Source organism: Oceanobacter sp. 1_MG-2023, from assembly GCF_030689025.1.
Classification (GTDB): domain Bacteria; phylum Pseudomonadota; class Gammaproteobacteria; order Pseudomonadales; family Oceanobacteraceae; genus Oceanobacter.
The window spans coordinates 126,710-152,204 of record NZ_JAUYWA010000007.1; the positions used below are offsets into that span (position 1 = coordinate 126,710).

Consider the following 25,495-nt stretch of genomic DNA (forward strand, 5'->3'; position numbering starts at 1 on the left):
ATCAGAAACTCAGGCAGTGGTGGCTGGAGGCGATCAGGGTTTTGATGGTGTCGTCTGATACGGCACTTGCCAGGCTGGATAGTTGCTTCGCTGCCAGACACAAGGAATCCCGATCACTGCTGGAGTAATAGATGGCATCGCATTCGTACATGGGCAAGGCAGCAATCAGTCGCGAAGGGGATTTGCCCCCGGCCTTGCGCGCCGCCTGATGATTGATCAGCCAGTATATCCCCGGGCCTGAAAACAGCAGGGTGGTGGGCTGATCAAATGCCGCCAGCGCCAAAGCCATGTCGATGGGTTCCGCATCGCTCACGGGTGCTGAGTTGATAATAATCAGATTGTATGAGGTCGATGACATCAGAACTCCAGGATGCGGTCGGATTGTGCGCAGGCGTCGGCCATTTCACCCAGGCCGGCCAGTTCAAAGCCGGGTTGGAGCGTTGCGCCGGGCAAATCGTACCGTTCACTTTCCTGCTGATCGACCAGACCGCGGCGAATACTGTTGGCGATGCACAGTTGTAATGGGAATTGTCCGGTGTTGGCGAGTTGTTGCCACTGCTCGCCGATATCCTGTTGCCCTTGCGGAGACTGAATGCGATTGCTGCCACAGAGCACAGCATCCTGATAGAAAAATACCCGATGAATCTGATGGCCCTGGGCCAGGGCGGCACGGACAAAATCCTGGGCTTGTTGGTGGCTGGCACCGAGGAAAGGGCTTGCGGTAAGCAGTAAAGAAAAACTGGCCATAAAACAGACATTCTGGCTGATGAAGTAGCCGTTAATGGTGCGGCTTTCCCGGCGTGGACGCAATAGGAGGGAGGATTTTCAGCTGAGGGCTGGGTGAAAAACGAAAGTGAAGAGTCGTGTCGGCAGGGTTGGCGGCTCGGGTTCTGGCTACATTGGCTATAGAAAGCGTGCATGGACTGCTTAGAGTTAAAAGCAATATATAAAATAAAATATGAAAAATGCTGTGCTGGCAGGTATTTGAGGCGGACATTTTCCTTCAGCAGGGATGAAGTATAGACGACATCCTTAATATTGAGGCCATATTGGCGCCTGGAATACTTTTCTTGTTCTATATCATGGCAACAATATCGACAATGGCAGACGGTTTTGAATATGCAGGGAAAAGTCTGTATTGTAAAAGTACTTACAGCTATAAATAAATAATCATGGCGATACCTGATACGGCATCCATCAAACTCGAAGTAAAAAACCTTTATAAAGTCTTTGGCGATCGTCCTCAACAAGCGTTGGCGCTGGTTGATGAGGGCATCGATAAGGATGAAATATTCACTCGCACAGGACAGACGATTGGCGTTAAGGACGTCAGTCTGAGCATCCGTGAAGGCGAAATATTCGTCATTATGGGATTGTCCGGTTCTGGCAAATCGACACTGGTGCGCTTGCTCAATCGGCTGATTGAACCGACTCGCGGACAGGTACTGGTCGACGGTGAAGATATTGCCGTAATCAACCAGAAACAGTTACGGGATGTCCGGCGTAAAAAAATCAGTATGGTTTTTCAGTCTTTTGCCTTGATGCCCCATATCAATGTGCTGGATAACGCAGCGTTCGGACTGGAGCTGTTGGGCGTTGATGTTGACGAACGCCGTCTGAAGGCGCAAGCCGCTCTGGAACAGGTCGGCTTGTCAGCACACGGCCGTTCTTATCCGGATGAATTGTCGGGTGGTATGCAGCAGCGTGTCGGCTTGGCCCGGGCGCTGGCCAATGACCCGGACATCATGCTGATGGACGAAGCATTTTCAGCGCTGGACCCTCTGATTCGTACCGAGATGCAGGACGAGCTGGTCAAGCTGCAGGCTGATCATAGCCGTACCATTGTCTTTATTTCCCATGACCTCGATGAAGCCATGCGTATTGGTGATCGTATTGCCATTATGCAAAACGGCGAAGTGGTGCAGGTGGGTACGCCCAACGATATCTTGCAGAACCCGGCCAATGAATATGTGAAGTCATTCTTCAAGGGTGTGGATATTTCCAATGTCTACGCTGCACATAATCTGGCAGAAGTCGTGCCGGAATCCACTATTGATAGCGCCGGTAGTGTCGCGGATGCCATGCAGCAGTTAACGGACAGTGGCATGGAATATGGCTATGTCGTGGATAGTGAACAACAGCTGGTTGGTGTGACATCCCTCAGCGAGCTGGATAAAGAAAAGCCCGGCACCATGCTGGAGCAATGTGTGTTCTCCACCGATGATGAGGCAACCCCGCTTGAAGCTGAAACTCCCGTGCGTGAGTTGATCTCGACGGTAGCCCAGTCTGACTACCCGGTTCCGGTAGTCAAGGATGGCGAATATATCGGCAATATTACCAAAACGTGCCTGCTGGAAACCCTCGACCGGGAAGCAGAAGACGATGAAGACGACGCAGGGAATAAACCATCATGAGTAACGATACCAACCCCTTCGCGCCGGAGCCGGAAATATCTCAAAACGACGAATTGCAGGATAACCCGTTTGCCACTGCCGAGCCGGCAGCTGCTGAAACGGGGGGGGATAATCCCTTTGCAACCGAGAATATGGCAGAAACCAACCCCTGGGGTAATGCCGAGCAGTCTGAGGATAACTTTCAGGCCGAAGGCTGGTTGCAGGACGACAGGGTTCAGGAAACTGTTGAAGCAACCTTGTCCAACCCTTTCCCGGAAGCCTGGGTGCCATTACAAGACTGGGTAGAATACGGGCTGGACTGGATGGTGGTGAACTTTCGCCCCTTCTTTACGGCTGTCAAGGTGCCGGTTGACGCCACGCTGAATTCCATCGATGTATTGCTTAACAGTACGCCGCCTTTGCTGATGATCGCGCTGTTTGCCCTGCTGGCCTGGCAATTGGCCGGTGGCCGTTTGGCGATTGGTACGGCACTGGGCATGTTTGTGCTGGGTGCCATTGGTGCCTGGAGTGAAGCCATGACCACTTTGTCGCTGGTGCTTACTTCCGTCTTTTTCTGCATTTTGTTGGGGCTGCCGCTGGGTGTTCTGATGGCCCGCAACGACAGGCTGAATCGAATTTTGCGGCCGACGCTGGATGCCATGCAAACAACGCCGGCGTTTGTTTATCTGGTGCCGATCGTGATGCTGTTTGGTATCGGTAATGTCCCTGGTGTCGTGGTGACGATTGTCTTTGCGATGCCGCCGGTGATTCGGCTGACCAATCTGGGGATTCGCCAGGTTCCTGGCGACCTGATTGAAGCGTCTGAGTCCTTTGGGGCCAGCCCGAGTCAGATGTTGTTCAAGGTACAGTTGCCATTGGCAATGCCTACCATTATGGCTGGAGTAAACCAGACCCTGATGCTGAGCCTGTCGATGGTGGTTATTGCCTCCATGATTTCGGTTGGTGGGTTGGGATTGATGGTGCTGCGAGGCATTGGCCGACTGGATATCGGTCTGGCTGCTGTCGGTGGTATCGGCATTGTGATTCTCGCCATTATTCTTGATCGCCTGACCCAGGCCTTGGGGCAGGATGCCCGCGCCCGCGGTGTGCGTCACTGGTATCAGACCGGCCCCGTCGGGCTGTTGCTCCGATTGACCAGTAAGAACCCATAAGTTAACCACTGAATCAGGAGACTTTTATGAAAACCAGATCTTTGATGGCCGGTATTGCTGCCGGTGTTGTTACTTTGACACTGAGCAGTGTTGTTGGCGCTGCCGACCTGCCGGGTAAAGGCATTAGCGTGCAGTCATTCCATAGTCCTATCTCGGAAGAAAAATTCCAGACCGTGATTGTCAATAAAGCCCTGGCCAAATTGGGTTATGACATCAAACCGATCAAGGAAGTGGATTACAGTGCAGGCTATACCGCCATTGCCAACGGTGATTTGACCTACACCACAGTGAACTGGTACCCGCTGCACAACACCATGTATAAAAATGCTGGTGGCGACGACAAATTCTACCGCCAGGGTACTTACATTAATGGTGCTGCCCAGGGTTATCTGATCGATAAAAAGACAGCAGACAAATATGGCATCAGTAAAATCACTGATTTGAAAGACCCCAAAATCGCCAAATTGTTTGATACCAATGGTGACGGCAAAGCCGATCTGGCTGGCTGTAACGCTGGTTGGGGATGCGAAGGTGTGATTGAGTACCAAATGGATGAGTTCAAGCTGCGCGATCGCATCAGCCATAATCAAGGGCAATACGCGGCGATCATTTCCGATACCATCGCCCGTTACAACGAAGGCAAGCCGGTCCTGTACTACACCTGGACCCCATATTGGGTGTCCGGCAAGCTGGTTCCGGGCAAGGACGTAGTCTGGCTGGAAGTACCGTACTCAGCCAACCCGAATGGCACTGATACCAAGCTGGCCAACGGCAAGGACTATGGTTTTGATATTAACGCCGAGCGTATCGTTGCCAATAAAGCCTGGGCAGAGAAAAACCCGGCTGCTGCAAAATTGTTCGCTATCATGACATTACCCATCAATGCCGTTAGTGCAGAAAACATGATGATTGCCAATGGCGATGATTCTGTCGCGGCGATTGAGCGTCATGCTGACTTGTGGATCGAGGCCAATCAAAAAACCTTTGATGGCTGGGTGAAAACAGCGCTGGAAGCTGCTAAGTAATACTGTCTGATCGATCCGGTTAATCATAAGCGGATGGCCTGGTGCCATCCGTTTTTGTTTCTCTCTCGCTGTTTTCTGCTGTTCTTCGTTTTCTCTTTCCTCTGCCTGTTATTTGTCGATTGCTTTCTTGCCGCCGGTGAGGTTGCAATGTTTCTGGGCGATAGATTATGTGTATGGAGGCTATTTGTATTTGTTTATGTAAATATTCCAATATAGTTATATTATGAATAACAGATAAACAAATACCACATCCCATAACCCATGGAGTGTGGGGAGGCAGGAGAGCACTATGAGTTGTGATACACCGCTTAAACCGCGCAAGCCAACAAGGGCTGGTCAGGAAGCTGAAACAATATCTATCACCGAGGAGAAAAAGGCTATGAGTTCAACCATGGTTCGTCGTGAGATGCCAGAGTTTACAATGGATGCCTATAATGCCAAAACCGGGCATTACACAACGGTGTCGAGTGAGGATTTCAAAGGCAAATGGGTTGTGGTGTGTTTCTACCCTGCCGACTTTACCTTTGTTTGCCCGACTGAAATCGCGGCCATGAACGCCAAATATGATGAATTTCAGGCGCTGGGCGTGGAAATCTTGCCCGTGTCTGTGGACTCCAAGTTCTCGCATAAGCGGTTTGCCGAAACCGAACCGGTACTGGCAGGCCTGCAGCTGACCATGGGGGCAGATACTACCCAGCAAGTGAGCCGGGACTTTGGTGTGCTGATCGAAGAAGAGGGTGTGGCATTACGTGGACGCTTTCTGTTTAACCCGGATGGCATCTGCGTAGCGCAGGAAGTCCAGGCAGACTCGGTTGGCCGTAATGTCAATGAATTCCTGCGTCAGGTACAAGCCTGGCAGCATGCATCAGCAACTGGTGAAGTGTGTCCGGCAGGCTGGAGACCAGGCAAGAAAACTCTGCCTGTTAATACCGATGCAGAGCAGATGACCGGTCGAGTGGGTGACTACATTACGATTGAAGAAATTCTGAGCTGATCAGATACACAGCCATCGAGAGATGGCTGGCTGGATTGGGCTGGACTGATAAAGTAGTAACAAAAAAGGCAGCCAATTGGCTGCCTTTTTTTGCTGGTATTCCCAGACTTGTTCCCAAAAACGTTCCCAAAGGGCTTTTTTAGGCTAATAAAATCATCTAATTCATTGATTTTATTAGATAAATAATGGCGGAGGGATAGGGATTTGAACCCTAGGTAGGCTATTAACCTACGCCGGTTTTCAAGACCGGTGCTTTCAACCACTCAGCCATCCCTCCGAACTGGCGCGTATAATACCTTCTGTTTTTTATACGTCAACACTTTTGTATGAAATCAACGGCTTAGCCTGCTATTTTGCTTTTTTATGCCGATGTCTGCTGGATAGCCTGTTTCTCGAGCATGGCGGCAATAAACAGCGTGGCTGACCTTGCCAGGGCGTTGAGGTCATAACCGCCTTCCAGTATTGCGAGCCAGGGAATATTGCGACTTTGGCAATAGCGGGCAATCCATTGGCCGATCCAGGCAAAATCCTGCTCTTCAAGGTTGAGTTCAGCCATCGGGTCATCTTTATGGGCATCAAAACCGGCAGATACCAGAATCAATTCCGGTGCAAAGCGTTTAAGGGCCGGTGCCCAGTGCTCTTCTATCCCCTGGCGGAACTCTGTCCCGGTAGCTCCCTGGGACAAATGAACATTGACCAGGTTGGTATACTTGTTCTGTTCAAAATGGGTGTAGGGATAAAACGGGTGCTGGAAGCTGGAAAGCAGCAAAAACCGTTGGTCATTCTGCAAGATATCGATGGTGCCGTTGCCCTGGTGGGCATCAAAATCCAGAATGGCGATACGTTGCAGATGATGGACATCAGCCGCCCGGAGTGCGGCAACGGCCGTGTTGTTGAAAAAACAAAATCCCATCGACTTGCTGCGCTCGGCATGGTGGCCCGGTGGTCTGATGGCAGCAAAGGCGTTGTGGTGCACGTTCTTCAGAAGATCGTCCAGTGCCTGGGTGGTGGTGCCAACAGAGTACAAGGCGGCTTCCAGGCTGCCTGAGGACATGGTGGTGTCTTCGTCGACCATAATATGCCCCTGTTCTGGCTGGATCAGGTGCAGCTCATCGACGTAGGCCTTGCTGTGCGCCCGCAGAATATCGGGCAGGTGGGCAGCCTGACCTTCGTGGATGGTCAGGTGATCCCAGACCCCGGATTTTTTGAGAATTTGTTCAAGTGCCAGTATTCGACAGGCATGTTCGGGGTGGTCTTCACCTGTGTCATGGCCAAAGTGCTGGTGGAACGCGTAGTATCCTGTGCTCATAAGACATACTTCTGCTGTTTTTATCAGTGTATCTAGCCGTTACACTCAGGCCAACTCAACTAAAGGATCACAATACATGGGTACTCGCTCCCTCGAGTTGTTCTTTCGGCCCAAAGTGATTGCTGTTATCGGTGCTTCCGAGCGTCCGGGCAGTGTCGGGGGTGCGATTGTTCGCAACCTGCTGAATGGTGAATTTCCTGGCACAATTATTCCGATCAATACTCGTGGTTACAGTCAGGTATACGGAGTGCCTGCCTTGAGCCGGATCAGTCAACTGAAAGAAACTCCCGATCTGGCTATTATTTGTACTCCAGCGGAAACCGTGCCCAAAGTGTTGAAACAGCTGCATGGCAAAGGAGTAGGCGCTGCGTTGCTGCTGACCGGGGGGATCGCCAGAACCCGCTCCTGGCAGTATCGCCCGGCATCCGACCGGCTTGAGCAGGTTATTCAGCAAACCCGTATTCGTGTGCTTGGGCCGGATTGCCTCGGGCTGGTGGTGCCGTGGCGGAAATTTAATGCCAGCTTGCTGCATGTACCAGTCCGGGCTGGCAATATCGCTTATGTTGGCCAGTCTGGGACATTGGCCTCTGGTGTGATGGATTGGGCCTTTAGTCGTAATGTTGGTTTCTCCCATGTGATGACGCTGGGTAGTAATCAGGATGTCAGTTTTTCTGATTTGATCGATTTTGTGGTGCAGGAACCACACGTCAAAACCATTCTGGTGCAGCTGGATGAAATTGGCTCAGGCAAGGCACTGGTGCGGTCGTTACGAGCGGCATCCCGGCACAAGCTGGTGTTGGCAGTAAAAAGTAATCGTTTTCAGGAAAACCCGCTTAATCGAATCAGCACCCCCAAAGGGTTGAGCAGCCGCGATGCCCTGATTGACGAAACCCTCGCCCGTGCGGGTGTGTTACGAGTGAACGATACGGATGAAATGTTCCACTGTGTGGATGCACTGCGGCGGCAGCGTGAGTCGTTCGGGCCACGTTTGGCGGTGGTTGCTAATGGGCGAGGCCCAGCGATTCTGGCGCTGGATCGTCTGCTGCAGGATGGTGGCACACTGGCCAGCCTGTCGGATGAGACCCGCACCCATTTGCGCGGTTTGTTGCCTGAGTATGTCAAAACCGATAACCCCTTGTTGCTGAACCCGGAATTACAGCCACAGCAGCTGGCGGCGGTGACCAATACCTTGCTGGCCGACCGCCAGGTGGATGCCTTGCTGGTTATTTATATTCCGGGTATTGGCACCGATGCGCTGGCGAATGCACAGGCGTTGGTGAAAGTAGCCAAAAACTATAACAAGAGCGTGATTACCAGCTGGATCGGTGAGTTTTCGGTGGAATCATCACGGGATTATTTTGATGAGCAAGGGTTGCCGACCTTCAATACCCCGGACAATGCCATTACGTCGTACATGTATATGGTACGCCACCGGCTAACCCAGGAGCTGTTGCGAGAAACCCCGGAAAGTCTGGAGATTCCTATCTCCAATGCCTACATGGATGTCGACAAGGAAATTCTCGATAACCATCGCCCTGGTGATTATTTGTGGCCCAATTATGCCTGGAAGTTGCTCAAGGCTTATGGCTTTGCCTTTGCAGATAATCGCTACCGGACCTCGTTGTCAGAGTTGCTGGCAGCAGCTCCGGAAATACCGGACCCCTGGGTTTTACGGGTTCATCACCGTGATTATCTGTATCCGTTTGCCTATGGCCGTAACCCGCGTGAGCGGATGCGCAGTGTGGTACGGAATATTCAGTCGCTGGACGAACTGATGGAAGGGGCTGAAAAACTGGAAGGTGAAATTGCTGAACGTTTTCCAAAAAGTCCGGTATTGGGGTATACGGTACAAACCATGCATCGTGCACTGGATAACCTGCAGTTTTCGTTCGGGATTGGTCGGGATGTCGAAATTGGCCCTTACCTGTTTTTTGGTGGTGGCGGTACTACTGCAGATACGCTGGTTGACCGGCAGGTCGCGCTGCCACCGTTGAATGCCAACCTGGCGGAAAAACTGATCAAGCGCAGCCACTTCTATGATGTGCTGCAGGAACGTTCCGATAACATTGAGCGGGAGTTGGTTACGCTTGAGCGCTGGCTGGTGGCCTTGTCACATATTGCGCTTAATCACCCCTGGCTGGCGGCGCTGGAAGTGAATGCCATTCGTCAACGTGTCGGGCATTACATCGCAATTGGTATTGCTGGCGAAGTGGGGCACCCGGTAAAAAGTGCCATTATGCCGTACCCGAAGGAGCTGGAGTCGTCGTATCAGGGAAATAGCGGCGTGCAGTATCAGATACGCCCTATTCGGGCCGAGGACGAACCACTGCTGGAGAGTTTCTATGGTGATTTGAGCGCCGAGTCGTTACGACTAAGGTTTTTTGGCGCTCGTCGACAATTTGATCATAGTGAGCTTGCGCGATTCACCCAGATTGATTATGACAGAGAGATGGCCTTTGTTGCCTGTGTGGATGGCCAGCTGAAAGGTGTTGTACGTGTCTGGATCGATCCGGATGATGTCGCTGGAGAATACTCGGTTATTGTTGGAGATCAATGCCGTGGCGAAGGGTTGGGTAAGCAGTTGATGCAGATTATGATAGATTATCTGACCAATCGTGGCGTCTTGCAGATGTTTGGGACTGTACTTCCTCATAATCCTGGTATGTTGAACCTGAATCGGCGCCTTGGTTTTACGCTGCACCATAATCACGAGGAAGGTGTTGTTGAAGTGACAAAAAATCTGAACCCGCTCAAGTACGCCTGGCAGCGCAAGCGTATGTATCCAGCCTGAACACTGATAGAGTCAGGCAATAATAATGTTTCACCTGCGATGATGATTGCTGGTGAGTTAATAAAAAGTGAGGTTAATCTTTGATTTCTGTGTTGGTAGTCGATGATCATGAGCTGGTGCGCTCAGGGATCTCAGCATTGCTGGCTGACGCAAACGGAATTGAGGTCGTAGGGCAGGCTGAAAGTGGCGAACAAGCCATCAAATTTGCCAGAGAGCACGAGCCGGACGTTATTCTGATGGATATTCAGATGCCCGGAATAGGAGGGATGGAGGCCACCCGCAAAATTGCCCGCAGCGATAGTGATATCCGGGTGATTGCCGTGTCGGCCTGTGATGACAACCCCTTTGCCCAGCGCCTGCTGCAAGCAGGCGCTTCTGGTTATATTACCAAGGGGGCTGATGCAGAAGAAATGATCGATGCGATCATGAAAGTGCACCGGGGGCAGATGTATATCAGCACAGAAATTGCCCAGCGAATGGCATTAAAACCCTTCCAGGAAAACTCCCACAATCCTTTTGATGATTTATCTGAGCGAGAGATGCAAATCGCATTGATGATTGTTAATTGCCAGAAACCAGCAGCCATCGGCGAGAAATTATTCCTCAGCCCCAAAACGGTGAACAGCTACCGTTATCGGGTGTTCGAAAAGCTGGGGATCGATGGCGATGTGGAGTTGACACGTTTGGCTATTCGTCATGGACTGATCGATGCCAACAGCGGTAGCTGATGACCGAATTTGATATCCCTGCCTTTCTGAAGACACTGACCCAGCGGGCCGGTGTCTATCGGATGTACAGTGTCGACCAGCAACTGCTGTATGTCGGCAAAGCCAAAAACCTGAAAAACCGGGTTGCCAGCTATTTTCGCTCGCGAGGGCTGAACAGTAAGACCGTGGCTTTGGTCTCAGGTATTCATCATATTGAAGTGACTGTAACGGCCAGTGAAGCCGAAGCCTTGTTGTTGGAACAAACGCTGATCAAACAGCATCGGCCACCGTACAACATCCTGCTGAAAGATGATAAGTCCTACCCCTATCTGCACCTGTCCGCCCATGCTTTCCCTCTGTTGGCTTACCGCCGTGGCAAGCGGGTGAGTCGAGACGGACGCAGCGGTCAATATTTTGGCCCTTACCCCAATTCCGGGGCGGTACGAGAAGCGCTGAATTACTTGCAGCGACTGTTTTTGTTGCGGTCTTGCGAGGACAGTTACTTTAATCACCGCAGTCGCCCCTGTTTGCAATACGAAATCAAGCGTTGTTCGGCTCCCTGTGTTGGCCTGGTCTCTGAAGCCAGCTATCAGCGTGATATCCAACACGCTGTCTTGTTCTTGAATGGCGAAAACCAGCAGCTGATGCGCAACTTGCAGCAACAAATGCTTGATGCATCGGCTGAACTGGATTTTGAACGGGCCGCGGATATCCGGGATCGCATCGAGTTGCTGCGGCGAGTGCAGGAAAAACAACGGGTTGACAGTGGCAATAAAGATGCCGATGTCTGGGCGTTGTGGGAGACAGAAGATATTGTCTGTCTGCACCGCCTGGTCTTTCGGCAGGGGCGACTGGTCAGCAGTAAAAACTACTACCCAGACAATCCTGCAGGAGAGCAACCGCAGGATCTGCTACTGGGGTATATAGGGCAGTTTTATCTGTCTGGTTTTGCTATGGAAGGCCTGCCCACCGAGCTGGTCGTGGATGTGGACCCTGCCGATATGGCGGTGGTGCAAGAAGCCGTACGATTACGCTTTGAACGTACCGTTCGACACAGCCGGGGTGTACGTGGTGAGCTGCGGCAGTGGCGCGCCATGGCAGACGATAATGCCCGTGCCGGTGCACAAACCCGTATATCCGGGCATCAGCTTGCCCATAAAAAACTGGCCTGTGTGGCTGACTTGCTGGGATTGCCCAAGCCGCCGGAGCGCATAGAATGTTTTGATATCAGTCATGCCCAGGGTGAAGCCACCTATGCATCGTGCGTGGTATTTGATCGGGAAGGATTGGCCAAGCAGCGGTATCGGCGCTTCAGTATCCGGGGTGTGACACCAGGAGATGATTATGCCGCGCTGGAACAGGCTATTACACGCCACCTGACACGATTAAAAGAACAAAATGACCTGCCGGATGTATTGATGGTTGATGGTGGCAAGGGCCAGGTGGCACGTATTGAACAGGTGTTGAGTAATCTGGAAATCTCAACAGTAGCCCTCTGGGGGATATCCAAAGGAGAAACACGCAAGTCCGGTTGGGAATTTTTATGGGAAGCCGGCGCGCTTCAACCTATAATCCCCGACGCTCATGATGATGGTTTCCGGTTATTGCAGTGGGTGCGGGATGAGTCGCACCGGTTTGCTATCACCGGACACCGTAAAGCACGGGCCAAGTCCCGTAGCCAGTCGGAGCTGGACAATCTACAAGGGGTTGGCCCCAAGCGCCGACGTGCCTTGTTATTGCACTTTGGCAGTTTGAAAAATATGCGTGGTGCTCCTCGCGAAGAAATTGCGCGGGTACCCGGTGTCAGCCAGAAGCTCGCAGATCAGATCTTTGTGCAGTTACACGGCGAGTAGTGGCCTGAAGGATAAGCAGGTCGGTGGAGACGCAAGGCTGCGTACCAAGTTGAAACAGGTGTAGTGTTTATGAATGTGCCCAACATGTTGACTGTTGGCAGGATTGCGATGATTCCTCTGATGGTAGTCAGTTATTACTGGCTGGGCTGGGGAGGAAAAAGTTGGGCGGCAGGGCTGTTTGCGCTAGCGGCGATAACGGACTGGTTTGATGGATATCTTGCCCGCAAATTGAATCAGGCCACCCCGCTGGGGGCGTTTCTGGATCCGGTCGCAGACAAATTGATTGTTGCAGCGGCGCTGATGGTGCTGGTAGAAGATTACGCTGTCTCCTGGATGACGATACCGGCCATGATTATTGTCGGGCGAGAAATTGTGATTTCAGCATTACGAGAATGGATGGCCGAACTGGGTAAACGCGCTAATGTGGCCGTCTCCGGTTTGGGCAAGATCAAAACAGCATTACAGATGGTCTCAATTATCATGTTGCTGGCTTCCCGGGAACACCCGATGCTGGAATGGATGGGGATTGTCTTGCTTTATGGTGCCGCAGTTTTGACCTTGTGGTCGATGCTGATCTATTTGAAAGCCGCCTGGCCTCAGTTACGAGGGTCGTAACAAGTATCGGTATGCCACCAGCGGGGGGGCTTGTAACCTCTTGCCTGTTGGCTAAGTAGTTAAAATCTAACAAAAAGATTGACAGTATTTTAGCTTTGCATATAATGCGTCCCATCTTTTGCGGGAATAGCTCAGTTGGTAGAGCACGACCTTGCCAAGGTCGGGGTCGCGAGTTCGAATCTCGTTTCCCGCTCCATTTTTCCTTATGAAATATGGCCAAAAGAAAGATTGTCAGAATCAGCTGGCCTGAATATAAGGGAGTTGGTGTCTGGTTTTTTCAGTTTCTTTATTCTTGAAGATAACTGTCAGGCGCGATAGCAAAGCGGTTATGCACTGGATTGCAAATCCACGTAGGCCGGTTCGACTCCGGCTCGCGCCTCCAAGATTTACAGATACAGGACATCGCTTGTCCATCTGTCACCTGTTAGCCCGGGTGGTGAAATCGGTAGACACAGGAGACTTAAAATCTCCCGACCTTACGGTCGTGCCGGTTCGATTCCGGCCTCGGGCACCACTATCTACAGGCCTTCCAGCGGTAGCGCTTACTAACAAAATTCCATTTCAAAATATTTCAAAAAATCCAGCCACAAGGCTTTAAAATATACCGTATGTGCAAACATGCCGTTCGTATCCTTGTTGCTTTATTTCTGCTTGATCCACCGCTTTTAGCCAACGTCGTTTGTTGAGACTTTTGCCTTCTCTGGCTATGGTTATTTCCATAAACAAGTCGTGGTCAGCATTCTATCCAACGATCTCCAGTTATCGCTGTTTCTCATGGCTATCCATGGCCCGGCCCTGTTGCTGTATAGGCCAATGGGGCTCGCGATATATAAAAGACGTATCAAGACAGGTGAAGAGTATGTCCTTGCAAGATTTGTCGGCACTGGCCGGTATGGTGTCGAGCGACCGTCGGCCGCCGGTGGAATTATGGCATCCGGCGCATTGTGGTGAGATTGATATCCGGATCGATCCGCAGGGTGACTGGTACCACGAAGGTGGATTGATCAAGCGTCCTGAGCTGGTGCGATTGTTTGCCAGCATTCTGCGTAAGGATGGTGATGATTATGTGCTGGTGACACCCGCCGAAAAGATGACGATCCAGGTGGATGATTTGCCTTTCCAGGTGATTTTGCTGGAGCGCGAAGCGGGAGTAATCAACGCCGTAACCAATGTCGGTGATACCTTGGTGCTGGGGCTGGAGCATCCGGTGCAGTTGTCGGAGCGTGACGGACAAAGGCTGCCCTGTGTTGAGGTCCGTTCTGGCTTGATGGCGCGTTTCTGTAGAAATACCTATTACCAGCTGGTTGACTGGGCTGAGGAGTGGGATGATGGTTATTGGGTAACCAGTGGCGATTATTCATTTAATCTGGCTGGCTGAAATGGCCTGATCGCGCTGACGGTATCATCCCCAAGGCCGATATCCGGATCGGTTTGATAAGTATCGTTGATAAAGGTCTGATTGGTACTGAATTTTGCTGTGCGTGCCAGGGCATTGGTTTTCAGGCGCTGGTCGATCCAGAACATACCGCCAGTGGTGGCGGCAAACGGATTGAATAAATCGTTGCTGTAACGCATGCCCAGCCATGACGGCAGCTTTACCCATTGCCAAGCCAGGTATTGGCTGGCCTGTGGTTGTGTTTGATCCTGTTTGACTTCTATATGGTGTGCGGCTGGGTAATGCTGGGTCAGCCAGGCGAGGTAGTCGCTGGCATCGGCACTTTCCAGTCCGTCCAGAGTAATCCAGGCGAGTTCAAAATTTCCTGTCTTTAGCCGTTCCAGTAAGGCGTCGTGATCCAGGGCTTGACGCTGAATCTGGTACCCCTGGTTTTTGAAGGCTTCCTGCTGTTGTTGCAATAACGGACTGTTGTTGGTCACGCCTGCGTGAATCAAGGTCAGGCCGGGTTTGCGGCTGGCTGGTTGCAGTTGTTGATGGTTGATCAGGAGGGCGGTGAGGGATGGATTGCCCTGGAAATAATGGCGATAACGCGCAACCGGACGTTGGCCCAGTAGCTGAGTGATCAGCGGGCTGTTCCAGTTTTGCTGGTTGTGAAGCGGGAGAATATCTTGATCGCCACGCTGTAGTTGCAGGTAGCTGTCTTGCAGGTTTTTGCTGAAGCGGATACGGATCTGCTGGGCATTAAAGCGATGGCCAAATGCAGGCAGATTATCTCCCCACCAGGGGCGGATGCGGCTGACCAGCAGTCGCTCTGAGGGAATGACTTCGGTGAGATGGTAAGGGCCGGAGGTTGGCTCTGGTCGCCAGTCATACTGCCGTGGCCATTGCAGGTTGGGCTGGTAGAAATGTTGGGCCATGGCCTTCAGGGCGGATATCTGTAGCAGGGATTGCGAGGTGACCGGTGTTGTGGTGATCAGGCTGAAACGCTGGGTGTCATGGACCTCAATGCCCCGGATAAAATGGCTCAGGGACTGGGCTTGCCAGGGGGTCTGGTTGGCCGGATCGGAGAGAAATTGCAAAGTGAACGCAATGTCCTGGCTGGTGATCGGGATGCCATCTGACCAGCGAGCGGCATCGTGCAGCTGGTAGGTGATGCAATGATCGGCCACTGCCCAGCGAGCCGCCAGCATAGGGACCGGAGAACCGTTGTCGGGGTGGCGCGCCAACAGCGGCAGTTGCAGGTCGGCCAATAACGGGCTGAGCTGGTTGGGCGTCTGCGGTCCAAAGCGGCGCAATGTGGTTGGCTTGGCGGCAATCGACAGGCGAAAAACACCACCTGGCTCTGCTGCCGGGTCACCCCAGGCGGTGATATCCGGCGCTTGCCAGGTCAGTTGTTCGGGCGCGGCAGTGTAGGTAACGGGAATGATGGCGTTGGCCTGAAGGCTCAGCAGTGCCATCACGGCTGGAATAAGCAGGCAGCGCCAGTATTGCCAGCCCAGAGCCGACAGTGCCCGGCGGTGCGTCAGTCCGTTGCGCCGGTAACCTTCGGGATGGCGCTGGACTGGTTGTCTGAGGGCGTTGTGCAGATGGTCTGACATGGCATCTCCCTCGATGGTGACCTAGTGCACTACGTTAACATGGAGTAGCAGTTTTTGCCCCGGATACAAATACTTGTTGCGGGTGTCCTTGGGGTTCCACTTGCGAATGTCGGCAATCGTGACCCGGAAGCGACTGGCGATGCTGGCCAGGGAGTCACCACTGCGAACCCGATAGGTAACCTTGCGAATCTCTTCCCGGGCGGAGCGGGAAGGGGCCTTGCTGTCTTGTGGCACCCAAACGGTGAGTTGTTGGCCGACCCGGAGTGGGTCGCCTGGTGCCATACCGTTCCAGTGGGCGATATCGCGAGAGGTAACATTGTATTGGCGGCCAATTTTCCAGAAAGAATCACCGGCACGCACGGTGTAGGCAATTTTGCGGGTATTGCCGGGTTGGCGCTGGTTGCGAGTACGGTCCAGTCGCTGCGAGAGACTTTGCGAATAGGCCTCCTGATTTTTCAAGGCGCCAGGAATGAGCAACGTCTGGCCAACCCGTATGGTGCTACCGGTCAGGTTGTTGGCTTGTTTGATAACCTCGATCGTGGTGCGGTACGTGCGGCCGATCGATTGCAGGTTATCACCGGACTTGACGGTGTAGCGATGCCATTGCAGGCGTTTGGCGGGCGGTAAATCGACCAGGGCCTGTTGCAGTTGCTGACGCTTGTCGACCGGTACCAGTATCTGGTGGGGGCCGTCTGGGTGAGTGGCCCAGCGGTTGAAACCCGGGTTCAGGCGATAGATTTGCTCCAGGTCGGTGTCCGACATATCGGCGATCTGGGCAAGGTCGATCTGACCTCCGGTTTCTACCACGGCAAAGAATGGGGTGTTGTCAATGGGGGTGAACGGGATGTTGTATTTTTCCGGGTACTTGAGCAGTTGCGCCAATGCCAGCAGCTTGGGGACGTAGGCCTTGGTTTCCTTGGGCAGATCCAGTGACCAGAAATCGGTGGGTTTGCCGGCTTCCTTGTTGCGGCGGATTGCCCGGCTTACCGTGCCACCACCAGAGTTATAGGCCGCCAGTGCCAGGTGCCAGTCGCCATCAAAACGATTGGCCAGGTTGCTGAGGTAGTCCAGGGCGGCATTGGTGGCTGCGCGGATGTCGCGGCGACCGTCGTACCACCAGTCTTGTTTTAAACCAAAATAGGTGCCGGTTGACGGAATAAACTGCCACACCCCGGAAGCTCGCCCATGGCTGTAGGCGAAAGGGTCAAATGCACTTTCGACGATTGGCAGCAAGGCTACTTCACCGGGCATATTGCGGACTTCGATTTGTTCGGCGATGTAATAAATATACGGCTCGGCACGCTGGGACACCCGGTTGATATAGGTCGGGTGCTTGATAAACCAGTCACGTTGCAGCTTCAGGCGTGGATTGTCTATGTCCAGCTGCAGGCTGAAATTGTCCAGCAGCCTATCCCAAACATTGTCGACGCCGTCATCGACCGCTTGCGGCTGCCAATGGTCATCAACAGGGACCGCGGTGGCGGTGGCCTGGTAGCGGGTATCTTCCGGAATAACAGGCTGGCTGACACAAGCACTGAGAAAAAAGGAAGCCAGCAGAACGGGTAGAGCAGGTAGAGAGAGAGGGCGCATGTGAATACAATGTCGATAGAGTCGCGGCACAGTCTAGAGATTGCCGTATACGCTGGCAACCGGATCGCAGTGGTTACAGCCAAAGACATGGTTTATGTCTTGCAGACAGGTTTATTCCAGCGGGAGTGTTATGGGTATCCGGATCAAGTCCGAAGTGTATCAGCAGTGGATAGAGTCAGGCTCCGCCAGGCGTTTGTTGTCCCTTGAGGCTGGTTGGTTAAGAGAGGCTCTGGCCGATTTTCATGGCCATCATTTATTGTACGCCGGGATCGATAATACCCCCCGGTTCTTGAAGCGAACACGATTACGCCATTGTTTTCGTATGGCGCCGGGCTGGGCCAGGGATTCGGGCTGCGATGCGCGGATGCAAGACGATGCCTGGCCATTGGCAGATGAATCGGTTGATGTGGTGGTTTTGCAGCATGGTCTGGATTTGTCGGCCCGGCCACATCAGATGATGCGCGAGGCAGCCAGAGTGCTGGTGCCAAGCGGTTATGTGGTGGTGGTGGGGTTTTCGCCAATGAGTGTGTTTGGTCTGCTGCGACGAGGGTTTACCCTGTCGTCCCGTTTGCCCTGGGTCGTGAACTGCGTCAGTGCGCCGCGGTTGAGTGACTGGCTAACGTTGCTGGACTTCCGGGTGGAGTCGGTTACACCGGTGGCGCATCTGTGGCCATTGCGGTTGCTGTCTGAAGGGGCCAGTCGTCGTTTCGACCGGGTGCTGGCCGGTCATTCCTGGGTGCCTGCCAACGCCTATATCATGGTGGCGCGCAAGACCGTCGCCGGTGTTACGCCGATTCAACCACGGCGCTGGTTGATGAATCCTGGGTTTGGCATGGCTGTACCGGCGGCCAGGGTGGCAGGTGATACACTGCCGACAATTAATAATCAGCTACCAACAGATTAATTTGGAATACATGATATGAAAGTTGAAATCTTCACGGACGGCGCTTGCAAGGGTAATCCGGGAGCCGGCGGTTGGGGAGCGTTGCTGCGTTTTGGTGACAAAGAAAAAGAACTGTGTGGTGGCGAGCGAAATACCACCAACAATCGTATGGAGTTAATGGCCGCGATTCGGGGTCTTGAAGCGTTAACCCGGCCATGTGATGTGGTGCTGACCACGGATTCACAATATGTGAAACAAGGCATCAATCAATGGATGGCGGGCTGGAAAAAAAATGGCTGGAAGACGGCCGCCCGGCAGCCGGTTAAAAACAAGGATTTGTGGCAAGCACTGGATCAGGCCTGCCAGCAGCATCAGGTCGAATGGCAGTGGGTCAAGGGTCATGCCGGCCATGAAGGGAATGAAAAAGCCGATCAGTTAGCCAATCGCGGTGTTGAGCAGGTGATGTTATGAGACAAGTAGTACTGGATACAGAAACCACCGGTATCGGTGAAGGACACCGGATTCTGGAAATTGGCTGCGTGGAGGTGATCGAACGGAAATTGACCGGTCGTCATTATCATCGCTACATCAACCCACAACGGGAAATCGACCCGGAAGCGCAAGCCGTCCATGGCATCAGTATGGAATGGCTGGTTGAACAGGGTTGCCCGGTATTTGCTGATATCGTGGATGAATTCCGGGAGTTTATTGCCGGTGCGGAACTGGTGATTCACAACTCGGCGTTTGATATTGGCATGATGGATTACGAATTCCGCTTGTTGGGCGTGTCACCGACACTGGATTTCTGTACCACACTGGACACTCTCAAGCTGGCCCGGGAGATGTTTCCAGGAGCCCGGGCGTCACTGGATGCACTGTGCAAGCGATTTGATATCGATAACAGCCACCGGGACCTGCACGGGGCTTTGCTGGATGCGGAGATTCTGGCCGACGTTTATCTGATGATGACCGGTGGTCAGACAGATCTGATGTTATCGGTAGAGGATGACAATCGGGCTGGTGAAGGGGATGGACTGGATCTGGAAATGTTACAGACTCTGGCAGCCAAAGCGGAGTTGCCTGTTATCCTGGCGACAGCCGATGAAGTGTCCGCGCACGAACGCATGCTGGATATGATCGATAAAAAAAGGGAGGGAGCACTCTGGCGGCAGTGATGGTTGCTCAAGGCCTGGCTGCCCGTCCAGGCGATAAAAACGACCAATCCAATAACCAACTGAAGCTATTGCAAGTCGTAATTGTCGCTGGGCAGGTAGACGGCCTGTCAGCTAGAGCCAGTAGGTGACAGCAATAAAACCGATACCGGTCATCACGATGGTATAAGGAAGCGCCATCAAGACCATCTTGCCGTAAGACAACCGGATCAGCGGTGCCAGATTGGATGTCAGCAAGAACAGAAATGCAGCCTGGCCGTTAGGCGTTGCCACGCTGGGCAGGTTGGTTCCGGTATTGATCGCTGTTGCCAGCAGGTTGAAGTGATCACGGTCGATATGACCGGCATCCAGTGCCTCCTTGACCTCGGTGATATAGACAGTGGCAACAAAGACATTATCGCTGATCATCGACAGCACACCGTTGGCGAGAAAGAAAATGCCAGGCTGGGCGGATGGCGACACATTGTTGGTGTCGAGAATCCAGCTAATGATCGGGGTAAACAAATGCTGGCTGTGAATGACAGCCACGATACTGAAAAATACCACCAGCAACGCGGTAAATGGCAGTGCTTCTTCAAATGCCTTGCCGATTTGATGTTCTTCGATAATACCGTTAAAGGTGGTCAGCAGAATAATGACCATCAAGCCAATAAGACCTACTTCAGCCAGGTGAAACGCCAGGCCAAACACCAGTAATATGGCAACAATGCCTTGTATCACCAGTCGTGCGGCTTGTTTTGATGTCATGCGAGAGGATTGTTTGTTGTCGTAATCCTGAAGGATACGGCGTACATCATCAGGCAGCTGGGTGCCGTAACCGAATATGGCGGTTTTTTCGAGCAGGAAGCAGGTTAACAGTCCTGCGGCCAGTACCGGCATGGTCACTGGGGCCATGGTGGTGAAAAAATCAAAAAACTCCCAGCCAGCGACCTTGGCAATCAACAGGTTTTGCGGCTCACCAACCAGGGTGCAAACACCCCCCAGGGCGGTGCCGACGGCGCCATGCATCAATAAACTACGCAGAAATGCGCGGAAGGTATCAAGGTCCTGGCGATGCTGGTCTTTTAATTGTGCGTCCGAACCGTGATCGTGGTTCTGAGACAAATTGCCGCTGGCGACCCGGTGATACACACTATAAAAGCCGACAGCCACACTGATCAGTACCGCGGTAACAGTCAGGGCATCCAGAAATGCCGACAGAATGGCCGCTACAATACAAAACAGTAAAGACAGGGTTGTTTTTGATTTTACACCCAGCAGAATCTTGGTGAAGGCATACAGCAGCAGGTCCTTCATGAAGTAGATCCCTGCGACCATAAACATCAGTAACAGAATGACGGGGAAGTTATGGAGCGCTTCTTCGTAAACCGTGTCAGCCGGTGCCATATTGAGCAAGATAGCTTCTATGGCCAGTAATCCACCGGGTTGAAGGGGGTAACACTTCAATGCCATGGCCAGTGTGAAGATAAACTCCACAATCAGGATCCAGCCGGTTATATAGGTACCCAGCGTATAAACGCTGATGATATTGAATACCAGAAAGGCAACAATGGTTTGCTTGTACCACTGGGGTGCGTTGCCCAAGAAGTTATGCCTGAATGCAGCGAGTAAGTTGACGGTCATGCGTTATTCCTTGGTTGCCTCCCTTTTGGGAGACGGGCAATGTAATGGGTTTTCAATTATTTGCAACTTGTGTCCAATACTTGGTTGGTTATCCGTGTACTATCTGCGGTAGATCGTGCTAATGCAGATAAAAAGCCTTGTATATGGTTTTATTTGGCAAGTGCATCGCCATTTGACTTCCGCGTCGCAAAACTTTCGCGATTGGTAGATGAAGTCGATAGAATGGCAATAACAAATGTTCACAAAATACGACAAACACTCATGGCAGAACTAATGATCGGAAGTGAAGAGTCAACGTTTGCAGTATCGTTGAACCTGGTAAAAGCCGAGGTGGCCAACGCACTGGATCAAGCCGCTGCACAGTTGGATATGTATTCAGAAACGGGCAGCCCGGAGCAGTTTCGCGCCTTTTTGGCCGAGGTTCAGCAAGTACGGGGCACATTCAAGATGCTCGATTTCCGTGCTGGTGAGCGTATTTGTGAGGAGTTTGCAGAAACTGGCCGGTCTGCTCGGGGTGAGCGGCTGGCGGATCAGACATTAACGGTGTTTACCCAGGCCATTGTATTCCTGAAACGGTTTGTCGATTTGCTGGGTGCCGGTTATCCATTGTCCCCCAGCTTGCTGATCCCCTCTATTAACCAGATCCGTAAAGAACGTAACGATGCGCCCCTGCCGGAAGCCTATTTCTTTCTGGTGAACCTGCGGCCTCGTGTGACGATCCCCAAGGTTGAGTCCGGCATGATGCGCTTCCCGTATCGGCGAGCGCGCCAGATGTACCAGCTGGGCTTGCTGGGCCTGATGCGTCGGCGAGGCCGGAAGGGGCCTGTGATGGTGATGTCCCGTGCCATCAGCCGTTTTGAAAAGGCGAGCCGGGGTGGTGCTTCCTGGTTGTTCTGGCATACGGTGATGGGTGCCCTGGACGCGCTGGCGCAGGAAAACTTCGAAATGACGCCGTCGCGGCTGACTCTGATGGGGCAGCTGGACAAGCAAGTGCGACATGTTCAGGACACCGAAGGCAAGGCATTTGCGGAGAAGCAGCCAGACTGGTTGCTGAAGGAATTTGTTCATATCATATCGCTGGCACAGCCGGATTCCGACCTGATTCGTACTCTGCAGGAAGAGTTCCAGATTGGCCGTGGTGTAAAAGAAGCCCAGCTGGTGGAATTCCGTAACCAGTTACGAGGCCCGGATACCGCCGCCATGGAATCACTGGCGACCGCGTTGCAGGAAGAGCTGCAAATGATCAAGGACCAGGTCGATCTGATTGAGCGTATCGACATCAGTGCTGAAGACTTCGAGGACTTGCTGGCGTCGTTGGCGCGTATCGGTGACACCCTGATGATTACCAATCAGGCGTTACCGGCAAGTCGTACCCTGGCGTTGGTTGAGCAGTTGCGGGCAGGTGGAACCCATGCCCTGAAAGATAATGTCGCCAGTGTGGCGGACAGTATCATACGTTTGGAGCAGGACTTGCGCGCGATATCGCACAGTGGCCTGGACACCAAAACCCTGGTCGATCCAATCAGCCTGAGAGAAGCCCGTATTGCTGTGGTCTCAGAATCCATGACAGCCCTGGCGATGATCAAACGGGCAATTGGCAGTTATTTGGAATCAGACGGCGACCACCTGCATATCAAAAATGTCGGTAAAAGCTTGCTCGACGTGGCCGGTGCGCTGTTGTTTCTCGATAAACGCCCGGCTCATGATGTGCTGCTGGCGCTGAATAACTTTATTACGTATCAGGTGCTGGCTGCCCGTGAACCGATAGAAGAACATAAAATGGAAGCATTTGCTGACGCTATTACGGCTATTGAGTATTTTCTCGATACCCTTAATGGCCAGACTGCTGGTGCTGATGAAGCGATTCGACTGGCACAAGAGAGTCTTGTGCATCTGCAGAGCTGACCATGATGCTGCATGATGCGCTGCTGGGATTGCTCGGCTCGATTATTGTCCTGATTCTGGTTGTGGTTGCCGTGATGTGGCTTGGGCAATCCTGGTTTATCCAATGGCTAAAGGGCACGGCCGGGATGCTGATGCTGTTTGGCGGGTTTCTGCTGGTGTATATCGCCCTGGACTTGTGGAGCTACAAACAAGCGCAGCCGGATGTACCGGAGTTGACGGTCAGTGTCTATGAAACCGGCGACCAGGTATTTGATATCAGCCTGGTGGATGAAACCGATATTGAAAAACGCTATATCCTGAATGGTGACCAGTGGCAGCTGGATGTTCGGCTGCTGACCTGGGACGGCCCGTTTCAGGCATTGAGTGCCGCACCGGTTTATCGCCTGGATCGGTTGTCGGGGCGTTTTTTATCGCTGGAACAGGAGCGTACAGCAGAACGTACACTGTTTGAGTTATCGAGTTCAGGCATGATTGATTCGTGGAATCTGGTCAAGGATATCGGCTTCTGGCTGCAGGCGGAGATGGGAAGTGCGGTATTTATGCCATTGGTTAATGGTGCGGTGTATGCCGTTTATATTACCCCCGCCGGGGTGGTCGCTCGACCGGTTAATGATGTAGCCGAAAAAGCATTGGGTGGCGACTGGTGATTACGCCCGTTAGCCGGGCAGAAGATAAAGCATAAAAAAACGGGCACCTTGCCCGTTTTTTTATGCTTGTCGTTCAGGCTGGAAACAGTTCGCCAATCTTGGTGGCCAACATCATATCGCCTTCTACTCGTAATTGGCCCGACATAAAGGCTTGCATGCCGTCTGTTTCACCGCTGGCAATACCGGCCAGTGTTTCAGTGTTCATAACCAGAGTGACGTCTGCATCATCATTTTCGCCTTCGCCAACGGTGCAGGTGCCATCTGCGATAGCGATATAGTAGTCATCACCATCTTCGATACTGAATTGGAACGTGGCGTTCAGGTCGTTGGCTGCATCTGAATCAAAGCGCTTGTTCAGTGTATTGATAATCTCTGCGACGGAAGTCATGGGCTTGTTCCTTTATTGTTAGTGTCATGCACTGACTTTAGATGATCTGGATTGGCGTATCTAAAACGAATGGCAGGAGGTATTTAACCATAGCCACACTCTATGTGGCACATGAACAGGTGTCAACCTGGATTCAAACGACTGTATGAATATGGTGGATTATTCCTGACTGGCAACTTGTTGCGCCACCGGGTTCAGGTAGACTAGCGGTTTTACATTTAAGGAAGTGTGAGTGGAATTTGTTGCTGAGTATGGATTGTTTTTACTGAAAACAGTCACCATCGCTGGCGCTATTATCTTGTTGCTTGGGGCTGTAGCCAGCATGGGGATGCGCCACAAACCACGTTCTGAAGGTGAGTTGGTGATCAAACGCCTGAATGATGATATCGATGAATATAAAGAAGTGATCGAAGAGGCGGTGTTGGGCAAGCATGAGCTGAAAGCCCTGCACAAACAGCGCGACAAGGAAGAAAAGGCCGAGGAGAAAGCAGAGCGCAAACGGCTCAAAAGCGGAGTGGAAGAAGAACCTGCCCAAAAAAGAGTGTACGTTATTGATTTTAATGGTGATGTACGGGCCAGTGAGGTGGACTTGTTACGTCATGAAATCACCGCCATCCTGACCTCTGCACGGGCCGAAGACGAAATTGTACTGCGGCTCGAAAGTCCGGGGGGCATGGTGCACACCTATGGTCTGGCAGCATCGCAGTTGGAGCGTATTCGTAATCAAGGGGTCAAGCTGACAATCTGCGTGGATGAAGTAGCCGCGAGTGGTGGTTATATGATGGCCTGCCTGGCTGATCGCATTATTGCCGCCCCTTTTGCGCTGGTGGGTTCTATTGGGGTCATGGCGCAACTGCCCAACTTCAACAAACTGCTGACAAAACACGATGTTGACTATGAGTTGTTTACGGCAGGAGAGTACAAGCGCACTGTCACCATGTTTGGGCAAAACACCGACAAGGCCCGGGATAAGTTCCAATCGGATCTTGAGGAGACGCATGTGCTGTTCAAGCAGCATATCCAGCGTTATCGCCCCAGGCTGGATGTCGCTGCCGTGGCGAATGGCGATGTCTGGTATGGGCAGCAAGCGGTTGAGCTGGACCTGATCGATGAGCTGGGCACCAGTGATGACTATATAACCAAGGCCTGTGCTGATGCTGACGTATTCAGTGTTCGTTATGAGTACAAAAAGACCTTGCAGGAAAAAATCGGTTTTGCCGTTCAGGGTGGCATCAGTAAAGCAGTAACAACCGTGCTGAATCGGGTGCAGCAGCAGTCTGTCAGTAAAAGCTGAAAATGATCAGGCTGCCCTGATTGTTTTTGTCAGCCACCGTTTCCGGTTGCGTTGAGCGTGAGAGTGTTCATAGTTCTGTGTCACCCATTACTTACAGATCCACGTAGCCGTCGATCCGTCCTTCGAAGTGGATGCTCAGC

At 52.4% G+C, this 25,495-nt stretch carries 22 protein-coding genes and 4 tRNA genes; 18 read left to right on the forward strand and 8 right to left on the reverse strand.

The features are described 5' to 3' along the window. Position 1: 1 nt before the first annotated feature. Positions 2 to 358, reverse strand: a complete 357-nt coding sequence (locus tag Q8W22_RS06915; protein ID WP_305451913.1) for a DsrE family protein — start codon at positions 356 to 358, stop codon at positions 2 to 4. Beyond that, positions 358 to 747 carry a sulfurtransferase complex subunit TusD gene (gene tusD, locus Q8W22_RS06920; RefSeq protein ID WP_305451914.1) on the reverse strand — a complete coding sequence of 130 codons (390 nt, stop codon included), beginning with the start codon at positions 745 to 747 and terminating at the stop codon, positions 358 to 360. The genes Q8W22_RS06915 and tusD overlap by 1 nt, the downstream gene beginning before the upstream one ends. 425 nt (positions 748 to 1,172) lie before the next feature. On the opposite strand from tusD, the gene proV reads away from it, so the two are divergent. The 4 genes from proV to Q8W22_RS06940 all read left to right on the forward strand — a co-directional run bounded on the left by proV (position 1,173) and on the right by Q8W22_RS06940 (position 5,584). Then, positions 1,173 to 2,414: a glycine betaine/L-proline ABC transporter ATP-binding protein ProV gene (gene proV / locus Q8W22_RS06925; protein ID WP_303431541.1), complete on the forward strand. Its 1,242-nt coding sequence runs from the start codon at positions 1,173 to 1,175 to the stop codon at positions 2,412 to 2,414. Beyond that, positions 2,411 to 3,565, forward strand: a complete 1,155-nt coding sequence (gene proW / locus Q8W22_RS06930; protein WP_305451915.1) for a glycine betaine/L-proline ABC transporter permease ProW — start codon at positions 2,411 to 2,413, stop codon at positions 3,563 to 3,565. Before proV ends, proW begins: the two co-directional genes overlap by 4 nt. 26 nt (positions 3,566 to 3,591) lie before the next feature. Further along, a complete protein-coding gene (gene proX / locus Q8W22_RS06935) occupies positions 3,592 to 4,590 on the forward strand; it encodes a glycine betaine/L-proline ABC transporter substrate-binding protein ProX (protein WP_303431543.1) in 999 nt (332 codons plus the stop codon). A 379-nt stretch (positions 4,591 to 4,969) separates the two neighbouring features. Next, positions 4,970 to 5,584, forward strand: a complete 615-nt coding sequence (locus tag Q8W22_RS06940; RefSeq protein WP_303431544.1) for a peroxiredoxin — start codon at positions 4,970 to 4,972, stop codon at positions 5,582 to 5,584. A 186-nt stretch (positions 5,585 to 5,770) separates the two neighbouring features. On the opposite strand, the gene Q8W22_RS06945 is transcribed toward Q8W22_RS06940, so the two are convergent. Both Q8W22_RS06945 and Q8W22_RS06950 read right to left on the reverse strand, forming a co-directional pair. After that, positions 5,771 to 5,861, reverse strand: a tRNA-Ser gene (locus Q8W22_RS06945). Between the two features lie 84 nt (positions 5,862 to 5,945). Further along, positions 5,946 to 6,893: a histone deacetylase family protein gene (locus tag Q8W22_RS06950; RefSeq protein ID WP_305413334.1), complete on the reverse strand. Its 948-nt coding sequence runs from the start codon at positions 6,891 to 6,893 to the stop codon at positions 5,946 to 5,948. Between the two features lie 76 nt (positions 6,894 to 6,969). Between Q8W22_RS06950 and Q8W22_RS06955 the strand changes: the two genes are divergently transcribed. The 8 genes from Q8W22_RS06955 (at position 6,970) to Q8W22_RS06990 (ending at position 14,237) form a co-directional block, all read left to right on the forward strand. Then, the gene (locus Q8W22_RS06955; protein WP_303431547.1) at positions 6,970 to 9,684 is read left to right on the forward strand and encodes a bifunctional acetate--CoA ligase family protein/GNAT family N-acetyltransferase; all 2,715 of its coding nucleotides are present in this window, start codon (positions 6,970 to 6,972) and stop codon (positions 9,682 to 9,684) included. An 80-nt stretch (positions 9,685 to 9,764) separates the two neighbouring features. Next, positions 9,765 to 10,412 carry a UvrY/SirA/GacA family response regulator transcription factor gene (gene uvrY, locus Q8W22_RS06960; RefSeq protein ID WP_303431548.1) on the forward strand — a complete coding sequence of 216 codons (648 nt, stop codon included), beginning with the start codon at positions 9,765 to 9,767 and terminating at the stop codon, positions 10,410 to 10,412. Beyond that, positions 10,412 to 12,244: an excinuclease ABC subunit UvrC gene (gene uvrC, locus Q8W22_RS06965; protein WP_305451916.1), complete on the forward strand. Its 1,833-nt coding sequence runs from the start codon at positions 10,412 to 10,414 to the stop codon at positions 12,242 to 12,244. The genes uvrY and uvrC overlap by 1 nt, the downstream gene beginning before the upstream one ends. 69 nt (positions 12,245 to 12,313) lie before the next feature. Beyond that, the gene (pgsA, locus tag Q8W22_RS06970; RefSeq protein ID WP_303431550.1) at positions 12,314 to 12,859 is read left to right on the forward strand and encodes a CDP-diacylglycerol--glycerol-3-phosphate 3-phosphatidyltransferase; all 546 of its coding nucleotides are present in this window, start codon (positions 12,314 to 12,316) and stop codon (positions 12,857 to 12,859) included. 120 nt (positions 12,860 to 12,979) lie between these two features. After that, positions 12,980 to 13,055: transfer RNA gene (locus tag Q8W22_RS06975), tRNA-Gly, on the forward strand. Positions 13,056 to 13,167: 112 nt separating this feature from the next. Continuing rightward, positions 13,168 to 13,241: transfer RNA gene (locus Q8W22_RS06980), tRNA-Cys, on the forward strand. Between the two features lie 45 nt (positions 13,242 to 13,286). After that, positions 13,287 to 13,373 (forward strand) — tRNA-Leu (locus tag Q8W22_RS06985). Between the two features lie 345 nt (positions 13,374 to 13,718). Then, positions 13,719 to 14,237 (forward strand): DUF1285 domain-containing protein, encoded by a 519-nt coding sequence (locus Q8W22_RS06990; RefSeq protein ID WP_305451917.1) that lies wholly within the window; start codon positions 13,719 to 13,721, stop codon positions 14,235 to 14,237. Here Q8W22_RS06990 and Q8W22_RS06995 read toward each other — a convergent pair. Both Q8W22_RS06995 and Q8W22_RS07000 read right to left on the reverse strand, forming a co-directional pair. Beyond that, positions 14,213 to 15,853, reverse strand: coding sequence for an ABC transporter substrate-binding protein (locus tag Q8W22_RS06995; protein WP_305451918.1), 1,641 nt, complete (start codon positions 15,851 to 15,853; stop codon positions 14,213 to 14,215). The genes Q8W22_RS06990 and Q8W22_RS06995 overlap by 25 nt on opposite strands. A gap of 21 nt (positions 15,854 to 15,874) precedes the next feature. Next, positions 15,875 to 17,443: a LysM peptidoglycan-binding domain-containing protein gene (locus Q8W22_RS07000; protein WP_305413331.1), complete on the reverse strand. Its 1,569-nt coding sequence runs from the start codon at positions 17,441 to 17,443 to the stop codon at positions 15,875 to 15,877. Positions 17,444 to 17,573: 130 nt separating this feature from the next. On the opposite strand from Q8W22_RS07000, the gene Q8W22_RS07005 reads away from it, so the two are divergent. Genes Q8W22_RS07005 through dnaQ form a run of 3 tightly spaced genes read left to right on the forward strand, consistent with a single transcriptional unit; the run spans position 17,574 to position 19,501 of the window. After that, positions 17,574 to 18,347 carry a class I SAM-dependent methyltransferase gene (locus Q8W22_RS07005; protein ID WP_305451919.1) on the forward strand — a complete coding sequence of 258 codons (774 nt, stop codon included), beginning with the start codon at positions 17,574 to 17,576 and terminating at the stop codon, positions 18,345 to 18,347. A gap of 15 nt (positions 18,348 to 18,362) precedes the next feature. After that, positions 18,363 to 18,797: a ribonuclease HI gene (gene rnhA / locus Q8W22_RS07010; RefSeq protein ID WP_303431556.1), complete on the forward strand. Its 435-nt coding sequence runs from the start codon at positions 18,363 to 18,365 to the stop codon at positions 18,795 to 18,797. Next, the gene (gene dnaQ / locus Q8W22_RS07015) at positions 18,794 to 19,501 is read left to right on the forward strand and encodes a DNA polymerase III subunit epsilon (protein ID WP_305451920.1); all 708 of its coding nucleotides are present in this window, start codon (positions 18,794 to 18,796) and stop codon (positions 19,499 to 19,501) included. The genes rnhA and dnaQ overlap by 4 nt, the downstream gene beginning before the upstream one ends. Positions 19,502 to 19,612: 111 nt before the next feature. Here dnaQ and nhaB read toward each other — a convergent pair whose 3' ends face one another. After that, positions 19,613 to 21,121 (reverse strand): sodium/proton antiporter NhaB, encoded by a 1,509-nt coding sequence (gene nhaB / locus Q8W22_RS07020; RefSeq protein WP_303431558.1) that lies wholly within the window; start codon positions 21,119 to 21,121, stop codon positions 19,613 to 19,615. A 261-nt stretch (positions 21,122 to 21,382) separates the two neighbouring features. On the opposite strand from nhaB, the gene Q8W22_RS07025 reads away from it, so the two are divergent. Further along, positions 21,383 to 23,026 carry a hypothetical protein gene (locus tag Q8W22_RS07025; RefSeq protein WP_305451921.1) on the forward strand — a complete coding sequence of 548 codons (1,644 nt, stop codon included), beginning with the start codon at positions 21,383 to 21,385 and terminating at the stop codon, positions 23,024 to 23,026. A 2-nt stretch (positions 23,027 to 23,028) separates the two neighbouring features. Then, positions 23,029 to 23,673 (forward strand): hypothetical protein, encoded by a 645-nt coding sequence (locus Q8W22_RS07030; RefSeq protein ID WP_303431560.1) that lies wholly within the window; start codon positions 23,029 to 23,031, stop codon positions 23,671 to 23,673. A 73-nt stretch (positions 23,674 to 23,746) separates the two neighbouring features. Here Q8W22_RS07030 and Q8W22_RS07035 read toward each other — a convergent pair whose 3' ends face one another. Beyond that, on the reverse strand, positions 23,747 to 24,061 hold the full coding sequence (locus Q8W22_RS07035; RefSeq protein WP_303431561.1) for an SCP2 sterol-binding domain-containing protein: 315 nt from the start codon (positions 24,059 to 24,061) through the stop codon (positions 23,747 to 23,749). 232 nt (positions 24,062 to 24,293) lie between these two features. Here Q8W22_RS07035 and sohB point away from each other — a divergent pair, with 232 nt between their 5' ends. Continuing rightward, complete coding sequence (gene sohB / locus Q8W22_RS07040; protein ID WP_303431562.1) at positions 24,294 to 25,355, forward strand: protease SohB; 1,062 nt, start codon at positions 24,294 to 24,296, stop codon at positions 25,353 to 25,355. The last annotated feature ends 140 nt before the right edge of the window (positions 25,356 to 25,495 follow it).